The organism is Nocardioides litoris (assembly GCF_006346315.1).
Classification (GTDB): Bacteria; Actinomycetota; Actinomycetes; order Propionibacteriales; family Nocardioidaceae; genus Nocardioides; species Nocardioides litoris.
Genome location: NZ_VDMR01000002.1, coordinates 103,580 through 116,404, shown reverse-complemented (window position 1 = coordinate 116,404; position 12,825 = coordinate 103,580). Strand labels below are relative to the sequence as shown.

The 12,825-nt window shown below is 74.9% G+C and carries 18 protein-coding genes; 15 read left to right on the top strand and 3 right to left on the bottom strand.

What is annotated here, in order from left to right; translation table 11 throughout:
- Nucleotides 1-47: 47 nt before the first annotated feature.
- The 5 genes from FJQ57_RS08795 to FJQ57_RS08775 are packed head-to-tail and all read left to right on the top strand — an operon-like array spanning nucleotide 48 to nucleotide 6,802.
- The gene (locus FJQ57_RS08795) at nucleotides 48-1,217 is read left to right on the top strand and encodes a cystathionine gamma-synthase (protein WP_139979380.1); all 1,170 of its coding nucleotides are present in this window, start codon (nucleotides 48-50) and stop codon (nucleotides 1,215-1,217) included.
- A complete protein-coding gene (locus FJQ57_RS08790) occupies nucleotides 1,204-2,556 on the top strand; it encodes a glutamate mutase L (RefSeq protein ID WP_139979378.1) in 1,353 nt (450 codons plus the stop codon). Before FJQ57_RS08795 ends, FJQ57_RS08790 begins: the two co-directional genes overlap by 14 nt.
- On the top strand, nucleotides 2,553-3,896 hold the full coding sequence (locus FJQ57_RS08785; RefSeq protein ID WP_246081699.1) for an AI-2E family transporter: 1,344 nt from the start codon (nucleotides 2,553-2,555) through the stop codon (nucleotides 3,894-3,896). The genes FJQ57_RS08790 and FJQ57_RS08785 overlap by 4 nt, the downstream gene beginning before the upstream one ends.
- The gene (gene ilvA, locus FJQ57_RS08780) at nucleotides 3,883-5,124 is read left to right on the top strand and encodes a threonine ammonia-lyase (RefSeq protein WP_246081698.1); all 1,242 of its coding nucleotides are present in this window, start codon (nucleotides 3,883-3,885) and stop codon (nucleotides 5,122-5,124) included. Before FJQ57_RS08785 ends, ilvA begins: the two co-directional genes overlap by 14 nt.
- Nucleotides 5,125-5,131: 7 nt before the next feature.
- Complete coding sequence (locus tag FJQ57_RS08775) at nucleotides 5,132-6,802, top strand: DUF4132 domain-containing protein (RefSeq protein ID WP_139979376.1); 1,671 nt, start codon at nucleotides 5,132-5,134, stop codon at nucleotides 6,800-6,802.
- Nucleotides 6,803-6,805: 3 nt separating this feature from the next.
- On the opposite strand, the gene FJQ57_RS08770 is transcribed toward FJQ57_RS08775, so the two are convergent.
- Together FJQ57_RS08770 and FJQ57_RS08765 are read right to left on the bottom strand one after the other, a co-directional pair.
- The gene (locus FJQ57_RS08770; protein WP_139979374.1) at nucleotides 6,806-7,102 is read right to left on the bottom strand and encodes a GNAT family N-acetyltransferase; all 297 of its coding nucleotides are present in this window, start codon (nucleotides 7,100-7,102) and stop codon (nucleotides 6,806-6,808) included.
- 11 nt (nucleotides 7,103-7,113) lie between these two features.
- Nucleotides 7,114-7,491, bottom strand: a complete 378-nt coding sequence (locus FJQ57_RS08765; RefSeq protein WP_139979372.1) for a hypothetical protein — start codon at nucleotides 7,489-7,491, stop codon at nucleotides 7,114-7,116.
- A 103-nt stretch (nucleotides 7,492-7,594) separates the two neighbouring features.
- Here FJQ57_RS08765 and FJQ57_RS08760 point away from each other — a divergent pair, with 103 nt between their 5' ends.
- The 10 genes from FJQ57_RS08760 to rpsN all read left to right on the top strand — a co-directional run bounded on the left by FJQ57_RS08760 (nucleotide 7,595) and on the right by rpsN (nucleotide 11,274).
- Nucleotides 7,595-7,897, top strand: a complete 303-nt coding sequence (locus FJQ57_RS08760; RefSeq protein ID WP_139979371.1) for an ArsR/SmtB family transcription factor — start codon at nucleotides 7,595-7,597, stop codon at nucleotides 7,895-7,897.
- On the top strand, nucleotides 7,894-8,220 hold the full coding sequence (locus tag FJQ57_RS08755) for a hypothetical protein (protein WP_139979369.1): 327 nt from the start codon (nucleotides 7,894-7,896) through the stop codon (nucleotides 8,218-8,220). The genes FJQ57_RS08760 and FJQ57_RS08755 overlap by 4 nt, the downstream gene beginning before the upstream one ends.
- A 422-nt stretch (nucleotides 8,221-8,642) precedes the next feature.
- On the top strand, nucleotides 8,643-8,897 hold the full coding sequence (locus FJQ57_RS08750) for a type B 50S ribosomal protein L31 (protein WP_139979367.1): 255 nt from the start codon (nucleotides 8,643-8,645) through the stop codon (nucleotides 8,895-8,897).
- Entirely contained in the window at nucleotides 8,894-9,967 is a 1,074-nt protein-coding gene (locus FJQ57_RS08745; protein WP_139979365.1) for a CobW family GTP-binding protein, read from the top strand. Before FJQ57_RS08750 ends, FJQ57_RS08745 begins: the two co-directional genes overlap by 4 nt.
- A 45-nt stretch (nucleotides 9,968-10,012) precedes the next feature.
- Entirely contained in the window at nucleotides 10,013-10,195 is a 183-nt protein-coding gene (rpmF, locus tag FJQ57_RS08740) for a 50S ribosomal protein L32 (RefSeq protein ID WP_139979363.1), read from the top strand.
- A gap of 38 nt (nucleotides 10,196-10,233) precedes the next feature.
- Nucleotides 10,234-10,422, top strand: a complete 189-nt coding sequence (gene rpsR, locus FJQ57_RS08735) for a 30S ribosomal protein S18 (RefSeq protein ID WP_246081764.1) — start codon at nucleotides 10,234-10,236, stop codon at nucleotides 10,420-10,422.
- Nucleotides 10,419-10,541: a type B 50S ribosomal protein L36 gene (gene ykgO, locus FJQ57_RS08730; protein ID WP_139979359.1), complete on the top strand. Its 123-nt coding sequence runs from the start codon at nucleotides 10,419-10,421 to the stop codon at nucleotides 10,539-10,541. The genes rpsR and ykgO overlap by 4 nt, the downstream gene beginning before the upstream one ends.
- 27 nt (nucleotides 10,542-10,568) lie before the next feature.
- A complete protein-coding gene (rpmB, locus tag FJQ57_RS08725; RefSeq protein ID WP_139979357.1) occupies nucleotides 10,569-10,805 on the top strand; it encodes a 50S ribosomal protein L28 in 237 nt (78 codons plus the stop codon).
- Nucleotides 10,802-10,969, top strand: coding sequence for a 50S ribosomal protein L33 (gene rpmG / locus FJQ57_RS08720; RefSeq protein WP_139979355.1), 168 nt, complete (start codon nucleotides 10,802-10,804; stop codon nucleotides 10,967-10,969). Before rpmB ends, rpmG begins: the two co-directional genes overlap by 4 nt.
- Nucleotides 10,970-10,971: 2 nt before the next feature.
- The gene (gene rpsN, locus FJQ57_RS08715) at nucleotides 10,972-11,274 is read left to right on the top strand and encodes a 30S ribosomal protein S14 (RefSeq protein ID WP_139979353.1); all 303 of its coding nucleotides are present in this window, start codon (nucleotides 10,972-10,974) and stop codon (nucleotides 11,272-11,274) included.
- Between the two features lie 7 nt (nucleotides 11,275-11,281).
- On the opposite strand, the gene FJQ57_RS08710 is transcribed toward rpsN, so the two are convergent.
- A complete protein-coding gene (locus FJQ57_RS08710) occupies nucleotides 11,282-12,802 on the bottom strand; it encodes an APC family permease (protein WP_246081697.1) in 1,521 nt (506 codons plus the stop codon).
- Nucleotides 12,803-12,825 lie beyond the last annotated feature (23 nt).

The window sequence follows — 12,825 nt, the reverse complement described above, 5'->3', positions numbered from 1 at the left end:
GCTCCCCGGGCGGGCCCACCCAGCCGCTGGCTGAGTAGGCTCGCCCGGTGAGCGACCAGCCCCACGAGACCACCGCCAAGGGCGGCTTCGAGACGCGTGCGATCCACGCCGGCTACGAGCCCGACCCGACGACCGGGGCGGTCATCCCGCCCATCTACGCCACGTCGACGTACAAGCAGGACGGCGTGGGTGGGCTGCGGGGCGGCTACGAGTACAGCCGGTCGGCCAACCCGACCCGCACCGCCCTCGAGGGCGCCCTGGCCGCGGTCGAGGACGGCGAGCGCGGCTTCGCCATGGCCTCCGGGCTGGCGGCCGAGGACACCCTGGTCCGCGCCACCTGCCGCCCCGGTGACCACGTGGTCCTGCCCGACGACGCCTACGGCGGCACGTTCCGCCTCTTCGACAAGGTCGAGAAGGCGTGGGGCCTGGAGCACACGCCGGTCGACCTGACCGACCTCGACGCCGTCCGCGCCGCGATCCGCCCGGGCTCGACCCGGCTGGTGTGGCTGGAGACGCCCACCAACCCGCTGCTCAACGTGGGTGACATCGAGGCGCTGGCCGCGGTGGCCCACGACGCCGGGGCGATGCTCGTGGTCGACAACACCTTCGCCTCGCCGTACCTCCAGCAGCCGCTGACCCTCGGCGCCGACGTCGTCGTGCACTCGACGACCAAGTACGTCGGCGGGCACTCCGACGTCGTCGGCGGCGCCCTCGTGGTGCGCGACCTCGAGCTGGCCGAGCAGGTCGCCTTCCACCAGAACTCGATCGGTGCCGTGCCGGGGCCGTTCGACTGCTTCCTGACGCACCGCGGCCTGAAGACCCTCGGCGTGCGGATGGACCGCCACTGCGACAACGCCGAGAAGGTCGTGGAGTTCCTGACCCGCCACCCCGCGGTGACGCAGGTGCTCTACCCCGGCCTGCCCGAGCACCCCGGCCACGAGGTCGCCTCCCGCCAGATGAAGCGGTACGGCGGCATGGTGGCCTTCCGCGTCGCCGGCGGCGAGCAGCAGGCGCTGGCCGCGTGCGAGCGCGCGCAGGTCTTCACCCTCGGCGAGTCGCTGGGCGGGGTCGAGTCGCTCATCGAGCACCCGGGCCGGATGACCCACGCCAGCGTCGCCGGCACCGACCTCGAGGTGCCGGCCGACCTGGTGCGCCTCTCGGTGGGCATCGAGACGGCCGACGACCTGCTGGCCGACCTCGACCGTGCCCTCGGCTGAGACCCCGCCCGACGGACCCCGGGTCGTCTGCGTCGACGTCGGGTCGACGTTCACCAAGGCCACGCTGGTCGAGACCGGCTCCGGCGAGGTGGTCGGCCGGGCCGAGCACCGCACCACCGTCGAGACCGACGTCCTCGACGGTGTCGACGCCTGCCTGGACGTCCTCGACGCGGCCCGAGCGCCGGTGCTGGCCTGCTCGAGCGCCGGCGGCGGGCTGCGCATCGCGGTGGTGGGCAACGAGGAGCTCGTGACCGCCGAGGCCGGACGCCGGGTCGCGCTGTCCAGCGGCGGGAAGGTGGTCGCCGTGGTCGCCGCCGCCGGCGGGGCCCTGATCGCCCCCGGCGACCTGGCCGAGCCCGACGTGGTGCTGCTGACCGGCGGCACCGACGGCGGCAACGCCGACGTCGTCACCGGCGCGGCCGCGGCGCTGGTCGCCGGCGGCTGGCGCGGCCCGGTCGTGGTCGCCGGCAACGCCGACGCCGCCGGGGCCGTGGTCGAGCGGCTGGACGGCCTGCCCCACGTGGTCACCGACAACGTGGTGCCGCGCATCGGGGTGCTCCGGCCCGAGGGCGCCCGGGCCGCGATCCGCGAGGTGTTCCTCTCCCACGTCATCGGCGGCAAGGGCCTCAGCGCCCGCGCCGGGGGAGCGGCCTTCGTCCGCCTCGTGCGCGGCGCCACCCCCGACGTCGTGCTCACCGGTGTCGAGGTCCTCGCCCGGGAAGCCGGTGCCGACGTGGTCGTCGTCGACGTCGGCGGCGCGACGACCGACGTGCACTCCGTCGTGGAGCTCGACCCCGAGGACGCCGGGCTGGCCCGCGACGTCGTCGCGCCCACCGCCGTCACCCGCACCGTCGAGGGTGACCTCGGCATGCGCTGGTCGGCGGTCTCCACCGTCGAGGCCGGGGAGCGCGACGACCTGCGGGCCGCGGCGCGCGCCCGGGCCGAGCGGCCGTCGTACCTGCCGGGGAGCGAGGCCGACCTCGACGACGACGAGGCCATCGCGCGGATCGCGATCGGCCTCGCGCTGCGCCGGCACGCCGGGCGCTCGCGGGTCGTGGTCGGCCCCGAGGGTCGGGTGGTCGAGCGCAGCGGCACCGACCTGCGCGGCGTCGGCCTGGTCGTCGCGTCGGGCGGGGTGCTGCGGCACGGGCGTCCCGGGGTCGCGGCGCGGGTGCTGGACGGCAGCCTCGGCACCGTCCCCGGCGCGTGGCAGCTGCCCGAGCAGGCCCGTGTCGTGGTCGACGCCGACCACGTGCTGGCCGCCGTCGGCCTCCTCGCCGGCAGTCACCCCCGCGCGGCATGCGGGCTGGCCCGTGGGCTGCTTAGGCTGACGGGGTGACCCCCCGCAAATCCGAACCGGACGGGGTCACCGGCGAGCCCGAGCTCCGGCGCCGCATCCGCCGCCGTCGCATCGGCCAGGACCTCGAGGACGCCGCGCGTGAGGAGCGCATCACCGCGCGCATCGTCCAGCACTGGGCCTCGATGCGCGACGAGCGCCGGGCCGAGCCGGCCCCGGTCACCAGCGGCACCTCCGACTTCCGCCCCGCCCAGGTGCCGTACGGCGTCGACCTGGCCTCCGCGTGGGCCTGGCGCTTCCTGGTCATCGCGATCGCCGGCTACGTCATCGTGCTGGCGCTCGACCGGCTGCGCGAGATCACCGTGCCCCTGGCCGTGGCGCTGCTCCTCGCGGCGCTGGTGAGCCCGCTGGTGCGCGTCCTCACCCGTCTCGGGCTGCCGCGGGGGCCGGCGTCGCTGGTCACCGTGGTGCTCACCTTCGCCGCCATCGCCGGCCTGCTCACCCTGGCCACCCAGCAGATCGCGGCCGGGTTCACCGACCTGGCCAGCTCGACGGCCGACGGCCTCGGCGAGATCCGCCGGTGGCTGAAGGAGGGCCCGCTCCACGCGAGCGACAGCCAGATCAACGACGTGATCGAGCGGGCCCAGACCGCGCTCAACGACACCGTGACCGAGGGCAACATCGCCTCCCGGATCACCGAGGTCGGCTCCACGATCACCAACGTCTTCGCCGGGCTCTTCATCGTGCTCTTCGGCACCTACTTCTTCCTCGCCGACGGTCGGCGCATCTGGTCGTGGCTGGTCCGCCTGGCGCCGCGCGCCGCCCGCGCGCGGGTCGACAGCTCGGGCCGGGTCGCCTGGACGTCGCTGACCCAGTTCGTCCGGGCCACGGTGATCGTGGCCGCCACCGACGCGGTCGGGGTGATGATCGGCGCCCTCGCCCTGGGCGTGCCGTTCGTCTTCCCCATCGGCGTGGTCGTCTTCCTCGGGGCGTTCGTGCCGCTCGTGGGCGCCTTCGTGGCCGGGGGCGTCGCGGTGCTGGTGGCCCTGGTGGCCGAGGGCCCGGTGGTGGCGCTGCTGATGCTGCTCGTGGTCGTGGTGGTCCAGCAGATCGAGTCGCACGTCCTGCAACCGTTCCTCATGGGCCGCTGGGTCTCCATCCACCCGCTCGGGGTGATCGTGGCCATCGGCACCGGCATCGTGCTCGCGGGCGTGACGGGCGCGCTGATCGCCGTCCCCCTCGCGGCCGTGGTCAACGCCGTCGCGGTCCACCTCGCCTCCCACACCGAGCCCGAGAACCCACCCGACGAGGAGCTCCACGACGACTACGCCGAGCAGCGTGCGAAGGTGCCGGTGACGGAGGTGACGCGTGAGGACCACTGACCCCGAGACCGGCGGCGCCCGCGTCGGGCCCGTCGGCCTGGCCGAGATCCGGGCCGCGCGCGAGCTGCTGCGCGGCGTCGCCATCGAGACCCCGATGGAGGAGTCGCGCTGGCTCTCAGCGGTCGTCGGCGGCCCGGTGCACCTGAAGTGCGAGAACCTCCAGCGCACCGGGTCCTTCAAGGCCCGCGGCGCCTACGTGCGCATCGCGCGCCTCGCCCCCGAGGAGCGGGCGCGCGGCGTCGTGGCCGCCTCGGCCGGCAACCACGCCCAGGGGGTCGCCCTGGCCGCCCAGCAGCTCGGCATCCCGGCGACGGTGTTCATGCCCGAGGGCGCGCCCATCCCCAAGGAGAAGGCCACCCGCGGGTACGGCGCCGACGTGGTCTTCGTGCGCGGCTACCTCGAGCAGTGCCTGGTCGCGGCGCAGGAGTTCGCCGACCGCACGGGCGCGGTGCTCATCCACCCCTTCGACCACGCCGACGTGGTGGCGGGCCAGGGCACCGCGGGCCTCGAGCTCCTCGAGCAGGTGCCCGACGTCGAGACGGTCGTCGTGCCCACCGGCGGCGGAGGCCTGCTGGCCGGGGTCGCCCTGGCCGTCAAGGCGCTCAAGCCCGAGGTCAGCGTCATCGGCGTGCAGGCCAAGGGGGCCGCCGCCTACCCCGGGTCCCTGACCGCCGGGGCGCCGACCCCGCTGGCCGAGATGAAGACGATGGCCGACGGCATCGCGGTCGGCCTGCCCGGTGAGCTCACCTTCGCCGCGGTGCGCGACCACGTCGACGAGGTCGTGACCGTCACCGAGGAGGAGATGTCGCGGGCCCTGCTGGCCCTCGTGGAGCGGGCCAAGATGGTCGTCGAGCCCGCCGGGGCCGCCGCCGTGGCCGCGCTCCTGGCCCGGCCGACGGCCTACCGCACGCCGGCCGTCGCGGTGCTCTCCGGCGGCAACATCGACCCGATCCTGCTCGGCAAGGTCATCCAGCACGGCATGGCCGCGGCCGGGCGCTACCTCAACCTGCACGTCAACATCCCCGACCAGCCGGGCGGGCTCGCCCGGCTGCTGGCCGAGGTCGGCGAGAGCGGGGCCAACGTGCTCGAGGTCGCCCACGAGCGCATCTCGCCCTCGCTCAACCTCGACGAGGTCGACGTGCACCTGCAGCTCGAGACCCGCGGCGAGCAGCACGCCGCCCTGGTGGTCGGCCGGCTCCGCGAGCGCGGCTACCGCGTCCTCGAGTGACGCTGGGGTGACGCCGCTCGAGGGCCTCGCCGCCCACCACGCGCCGACCCGCGAGGCCGCGGCCCGGGCGCTGGCCGCCGAGCCCACCACGGGCGCCGACCGCGACGAGGTCGTCGCCGCCCTGGCGCGGCTGGCCCGCGTCGAGCGGGAGGAGACGGTGCTCTCGGCCGTGCTCGACGCCCTGGCGTCGTACGGCGAGAGGCCGGTGGACCACCTCGACCGGCCGCGTCTCGACGCGGCCGCCGCGCGCGCCGCCGGCCGCGCGCTGCCGGCCGCCCTGGCCTGGCTCGACGTCGACGCGCTGCCCGTGCTGACCTGGAGCGACACGGGCGCCGAGGTGCCGCGGGCGACCGTCCGCTCCTGGGTGCAGCAGGCGGTGCGGGCCCGGTCGACCGCGCCCGGCGCGGTGCTGCGCACCCTGCTCGCCGCCGTCGAGCCCGGTGGCCGGACCGAGCTGGGTCGGTTCCTGCTCCACGGTTGGCTGTCCGCCGGGGCACCGGGCGCAGCCCGCTGGGTCGTGGCCGTCGTGGTCCCCGGTGACGACGACGAGGTGGTCGGCCTGGCCGCCGACCACGTGCGCACCCGCGCCAAGGCCCAGCCCGCCCAGGCCGCGGCCCTGCTGGCGCTGCTCGCCCGGGCCGAGCAGCCGCTGGCGCTCGAGGTGCTGGTCGAGGCCGCCGAGGGCGCGCCGGTCACCAGCGTCCGCACGGCCGCCATCGCCGCGGTCGACGACGTCGCCGAGCGCCGCGGCTGGACCGCCGAGCAGGTGGGCGACCGCGGCGCCCCGACGGGCGGGTTCGACGCGACCGGGCGGCTGCGGCTCGACTACGGTCCCCGCGGGTTCACCGCGGTCCTCCAGCCCGACCTGACCGTGCGGGTCGTGCCCGACGAGGGCGGCGCCGAGCGCACCTCGCTGCCGCCGGCCCGGGCCGCCGACGACGCCGGGCGGGTCCGGGAGGCCAAGGCCGTCCTGGCCGCGGCGAAGAAGACCGTCGGCGCCGCGGCCCGGTCGCAGGCCGCGCGGCTGCGGCAGGCGATGGCCACCCAGCGCGGCTGGACCGTCGCCGACTGGCACACCGACGTCGCCGGCCACCCCGTGCTCGGTCGCCTCGCCGCCGGGCTGGTGTGGTGGGTCGGCGACCCGGCGACCAGCTTCCGCCCCCTCGACGACGGCAGCCTCACCGACGTGGACGACGAGCCGGTCGACCTCGACCCGCACGCCGCGGCCGGCGACCTCGTCCGGCTCGCCCACGACGTGCTGCTGCCGCCCGACCTCGTCGAGGCGTGGCGCTCCCACCTGGCCGACTACGAGGCCGTCGTCCCGTTCACCCAGCTCGGCGAGCCGCTCCCGGCCCACGACCCCGAGGCGACCGGCCTGACCGACGTCGCCGGCACCGAGGTGTCCGCCGGCGGGCTGCACCGGCTCGCCGAGCGGCTCGGCTTCCGTCGCCTCGTGGGCGACGGCGGCGTCGTGGCGGCGTACGCCCGGGAGCTGGGCGACGGCGTCGGCGCCGTGCTCGCGGTGCGCGGCGGCTCGTGGGTCGGTGACTGGTCGGCCACGGTCGAGCTCGGTCCGTTGCTGCTCGCCGGGCCCGACGGACCCGTCACGCTCGGATCGCTGCCCCCGGTGCTGCTCGCCGAGCTGCACCGCGACCTGCTCACCCTCGGGTCAGGCTGAGGCTCAGCTGCGGTAGTCGAGGTCGGCGTAGTCCGGGTGCTTGTGCAGGAAGGCCTGCACGTAGGGGCAGGTCGGCAGGACCTTCAGGCCCTCGGCGCGGACCTCGTCGAGGGCGTGCCGCACCAGGATCCCGGCCAGGCCGCGGCCCTCCATCTCCGGGCGGACCTCGGTGTGGGTCATCACGAGCATCCCCGGGGCCTCCTGGTACGCCGCCAGGCCGGCGAGCTCGCCGTCCACGTGGATCTCGAACCGGCTCTCCGCAGGGTTGCGGCTCACGCTGACCTCGGGCTCGTCGCTCACGTCGACCGACGTTACCGCCCCGTGGGGGAGCCGAGCGCGGTCTCGAGGCACCCGCGGTCGGGGGCGGCGCCGCTGCGGATCCAGTCGGCGGTGGCGCGCATGCGGGCCGGCTCCTCGACGCGCTCGACGAGCACCGCGGGCTCGGTCCACGACACCCGGCTCCCGGCCCGGTCGCCCCACCCGACGGCGGCGACGGCGCCGCGGTGGCAGGGCCCCAGGCAGCTGGTGGTGACGAGCACCGAGCGCGGACGGGAGCGGACCGCCGCCGCGAGGGCCGGGTCGCAGGCCGGCCGGTGGGGGTCGCGCAGGTCGGTCAGCGCCCGGCAGCGCTGCCCGGTGCACTGCACGACCACCAGCAGCCGGTCGGGCGGGGTCGGGACGGGTGGCACGGCAGCCCTCCAGAGTCGAGAATGGTTCTCAACAACATAGCAGGTCGGTCCGGTGCGGCGTCGTGACTTTGACATGCGTACGTGCGCATATCACCATGTCTGCATGGACGGCGCGGGGTCGACGGAGGACTACTCCGGCGTCTCGGAGCTCTTCGCCGCCCTGGCCTCGCCGGTCCGTGCCGCTGTGGTGCACCGGCTGACCGAACGACCCTGGTCGGTCACCGAGCTCGCGGAGGAGCTCGGCGTCAGTCAGCCCTTGATGAGCCAGCACCTGCGGGTGCTGCGCACCGCTCGTCTCGTCACAGCCTCGCGCGCCGGCCGCAGGACGACCTACGCCCTGATCGACGAGCACGTGGCCCACGTGTTCCTCGACGCCTTCACCCACACCCAGGAGCACTCCGGATGACCGTCACGACCGACCACCAGACCGCCGAGAAGCACGCCCACACCCACGGCCCCGGCTGCGGCCACGTCGCCGTGGTCCACGAGAACCACGTGGACTACCTGCACGACGGACACGTGCACCACGAGCACGACGGCCACTACGACGAGTGCACGAAGTGCGAGTGCGCCGACTGCAGCGACAGCTGCGCCACCTGCACCTGCACGTCGTGCACCTGCTCGACCTGCAACCACGCCACCTGCTCGTGCGCGCACTGCGGCGGCGAGCCCTGCTCCTCGTGCGTCTGCGCCGACTGCGACTGCGCGACCTGCAAGCACGCTGCCTGAATTGTCGGCCGGACGGTCGGATCCCGGCCGGCGTCGGCGGACTCGGTCTGGCTCCGCCGGCTCGGGCTTCGACGCCGGCCAGGAGCCATACCGACCGCCGGCCGACGTGCCGCGCTCCGCGCGGCCCTGGTTGTCGGCCTGAACCGTTGGCCGGACGGTCGGATCCCGGCTTGCCTGGATTGTCGGCCGGACGGTCGGATCCCGGCCGTCGCCGGCGGCGTGGGTGCGGCTCCGCCAGCCCGGGCTTCGCCGTCGGCCACGAGCCGTACCGGCCGCCGGCCGACGTGCCGCGCTCCGCGCGGCCTGACTGATGGGCCCCACGCCTCGGCGTGGGGCCCGTCCGCTTTTCCGGTCCCGGTCTGCCTGCTACCTTCCTCGCACTGAGAATCATTCTCGACAAGAACCGAGGACAGGGAGGCGCAGTGCAGGCAGGCATCCACCCGGAGTACGGGCCGGTGGCGTTCCGCGACCGTGGGACCGGGACGGTGGTCGTCGTCGGCTCGACCCTCGCCGGCCGGTCCCGCGACCAGGGGCCGACGATCGAGGTCGACGGGACGACGTACCCGCTCGTCGACGTCGACGTGAGCAGCGCCAGCCACCCGTTCTGGACCGGCACCGCGCGCGAGCTCGACACCGAGGGGCGCGTGGAGGCGTTCCGGCGGAGGTACGGACGATGAGGAAGCCCGTCGTCGTGCTCACCGGCGTCGACCCCGAGGCCCTGGACGTCGCCATGCTCGGCCTGACGCTGGACCTGCCCGGCGCGGTCGCGGTGCGCCACCACATCGACCCGGTGACCCAGGTGCTCACCCGGGTCGTCAGCGACGCGACCGGCCTGGTCGCGCGGGTCGAGACCGACCTGGCCCACGCTTGCGTCGGCTGCGCGCTCCGCGAGGACGTGCTGCCCGTGTTGGAGCAGCTGGCTGCCGACGACCGGTGGCGCGCCATCGTGCTCTGCCTGCCCGTCGCCGCCGAGGCCGACCAGCTGCGTCACGTCCTCAGCCGTGACCCGCGCCTGGCCCGCCGGCTCCGGCTCAGCGCGGTCGTCGCCGTGGTCTCGGGCGAGCGCACCGTCGACGACCTCCTCGGCGACGACCGGCTCGCCGACCGCGGCCGGCACACCAGCGACGACGATGAGCGCGGGGTCGGCGAGGCGGCCTGCGCCCAGGTCGAGGCCGCCGACTGGGTGCTCGTCGACGGCGAGCCCGAGGCCGACGCCACCGCGCTCGTGCGCGCCCTGGCCCGCCCCGACGCCCGGGTCGTCCACGGCGTCCACCGCCTCGACGCCGTCGAGGTCGCCGCCGGGCGGCACGAGCACCGCCGGGCCGGCGAGTGGCGCCTGCCCACCGCCGAGACGCCCGTCGAGCCGCTGGCCGGCCCCGCCTGGCGGGTCGTGCTCACCTCCGAGCGCGCCTTCCACCCCGATCGGCTGATGGACGGCATCGAGGTCCTCGGGGGCGGGCTCCACCGTTCCCGTGGCTGCTTCTGGGTGCCGACCCGCTCCGGCGTCCTGCAGGAGTGGAGCGGCGCCGGCGGCCACCTGAGCATCGGCAGCCACCGTGACTGGGGCCGCCAGCGGCCGTCGACCCGCCTCGTCGTCACCGGCCTCGGGCCGGTGCCGCCTGAGCTCGCCCCGGGCTTCGAGGACCTCCTGCTCACCCCCGTCGAGGCCGCACGCGGCCGCGCCGCCTGGCGCGTGCTCGAGGACGGCCTCGAGCCGTGGCTCGGCGACATCTGCGGCGCCGCCTGACCTCCCGCACACCCCCGTCCCACCGTCCCGAGAGAGGACCCACCCATGGCCGTGCCCAAGCGCCGGACCTCCCGCAGCAACACCCGCCACCGCCGCGCGCAGTGGAAGGCGACCCCCGCCGACCTCGTGCCCGTCGTCGTCGCCGGCGAGACCCACCACGTCCCGCGCGCCCTGGTGCGCGCCGTCCAGCGGGGGTACGTCGACCCCGCGACCGGGGCCCGTCGGTGAAGGGCCGGGCGCCGACCGGGCGTCGTACCCGGAAGCCGCTGCTCGGACCGACCGTGCGGTCGGTCGACTACAAGGACGTCGACCTGCTCCGCACGTTCGTCTCCGACCGCGGCAAGATCCGCTCCCGCCGGATCACCGGCATCACCCCGCAGCAGCAGCGGCTGGTGACGCGCGCGGTCAAGAACGCCCGCGAGATGGCCCTCCTGCCCTACGGGAGCAGCCGGTGAAGGTCCGCAACTCGCTCCGCTCGCTCAAGAAGCAGCCGGGCTCGCAGGTGGTGCGCCGTCGCGGCCGCACCTATGTCATCAACAAGCAGAACCCGCGCCTCAAGGCCCGCCAGGGCTGAGGCGCCGGGACGAGGAGAGGAGGGCCCGTGGCCCGCACCTGCCAGGTGACCGGCAAGCAGCCGATGTTCGGCAACAACGTCTCGCACAGCCACCGGCGCACCCGCCGGCGGTTCGACGTCAACGTGCAGTCCAAGCGCTACTGGGTGCCCAGCCTCGGCCGGCACGTCACGCTGCGGCTCAGCGCCCGCGGCATCAAGACCGTCGACCAGCGCGGCATCGAGGCCGTCGTGGCCGACCTGCGCGCCCGGGGCGAGCTCCGGTGAGCCGCAGCAGTGACGTCCGACCCAAGATCAAGCTCCGCTCCACCGCGGGCACCGGCTACACCTACGTCAGCACCAAGAACCGGCGCACGACGCCCGACCGGGTCGTGCTGCGCAAGTACGACCCCCGCGTGCGCCGGCACGTCGAATTCCGCGAGGAGCGCTAGGCATGGCCAAGAAGTCCAAGGTGGTGGCCAACGAGCGCCGCAAGGCCGTCGTCGCGCGGTACGCCGAGCGACGGGCCGCCCTGAAGGAGGCCGTCCGCACCGCGGGGTCGGTCGAGGAGCGCGAGGCAGCAGTGCGTGCGCTGTCGCGGCTCCCGCGCGACGCCAGCCCGGTGCGGGTGCGCAACCGCGACCAGGTCGACGGCCGCCCCCGCGGCTACGTCGGCAAGGTCGGCCTCTCGCGCATCAACCTGCGCACCCTCGCCCACCGCGGCGAGCTGCCAGGGATCCAGAAGTCCTCCTGGTGAGGCTGCGTCAGGCCGGGGTGCCGGTCTTGCCGGTGGCGCCCCGGCCGAGGCGGGAGTGGCGGTAGCCGTAGCCGGCGTACACGGCGAGGCCGATGACCAGCCACACCAGGAACCGGAGCCAGGTCTCCACGGCCAGGCTCGACATCAGGCCGACGCAGCACACCGCGGAGACGATCGGCAGCAGCGGCACCTGCGGGGTGCGGAACGGCCGCTCCATCCGCGGCTTGGTGCGGCGCAGCACGGCCACGGCGATGGCCACGACGACGAACGCGAACAGCGTGCCGATCGAGACCATCTCGGCCAGGGTGGCCAGCGGGACGAACGCCGCGATCACGGCCACGACCAGGGTGGTGCCGACGGTGACCCGGAACGGCGTCTGGAAGCGCGGGTGGATGGCGCCGACCGACTTCGGCAGCAGGCCGTCGCGGCACAGCGCGAAGGCGATCCGGCCCATCGCGACGATGTCGACGAGGATCACCGAGCTCAGCCCGGCCACGGCGGCGATGCCGATGAGCACGCCCGCCCACTCCAGCCCGACGCTGTTGAACGCCTCGGAGATCGGGGCGCCCTCGTCGAGGTCCTTGAAGTTGACCATGCCCGTGAGCACGAAGCAGACCGCGAGGTAGAGCAGCGTGCAGATGACCAGGGTGCCGATCAGGCCGCGGGGCATGTCGCGGCCCGGGTCCTCGGTCTCCTCGCCGAGGTTGGCGACCGCCTCGAACCCCGAGTAGGCGAAGAACACGACCGCCGCGGCCACGAAGACCCCCGCGACGCCGTACGCCGACGGGGTGACGCCCGAGACCCACTGCCACAGCGGCTGGGCGAGGCCGGAGGTGGTCGCGTCGCCGGAGACCGGCTCGGACGGCGGGAACCACGGCGTGAGGTTGCTGGCCTTGACGAAGAACGCGCCGGCCACGATGACGAAGATGCAGATGCTGACCTTGACGACGACCAGGCCGTTGGTGACCAGCTTGGACTCGCGGATGCCCACGGCGGCGACGGTCCCGAGCACCAGCACGATGAACACCGCGCCCAGGTTGACCGTGGAGTCCTCGCCGAAGAACGCGGTCGGCAGGTCGAGGGCGCTGCCGAGGTAGCCCGACCAGCCGCGGGCGACGACGGCGGCGCCGAGGGCGAACTCGAGCACGAGGTCCCAGGCGATGATCCAGGCGAAGATCTCGCCGATCGTCGTGTAGGCGTAGGTGTAGGAGGACCCGGCGGTCGGCACCGCGGCGGCCAGCTCGGCGTAGCAGAGGGCGGCGAGCATGCTCACGACGCCGGCGATGAGGAACGAGACCACGATGGCCGGTCCGGCGTGGTTCTTGGCCTCGACGCCGGTGAGGGTGAAGATGCCGGTGCCGATCACGATGCCGACGCCGAAGCCCATCAGGTCGCGCGCCGAGAGGTTCTTGCGGAGCCCGCCCGAGCCACCGTCCTCGCCGTCACCGTGGCCGTCCGGGGCCTCGTCGTTCTGGTGGATGACGGTGTCGACGTCCTTGGTGCGCACCAGCGCGTGGAACAAGCTCACCGGCCGACGGTAGGACCGCCCTC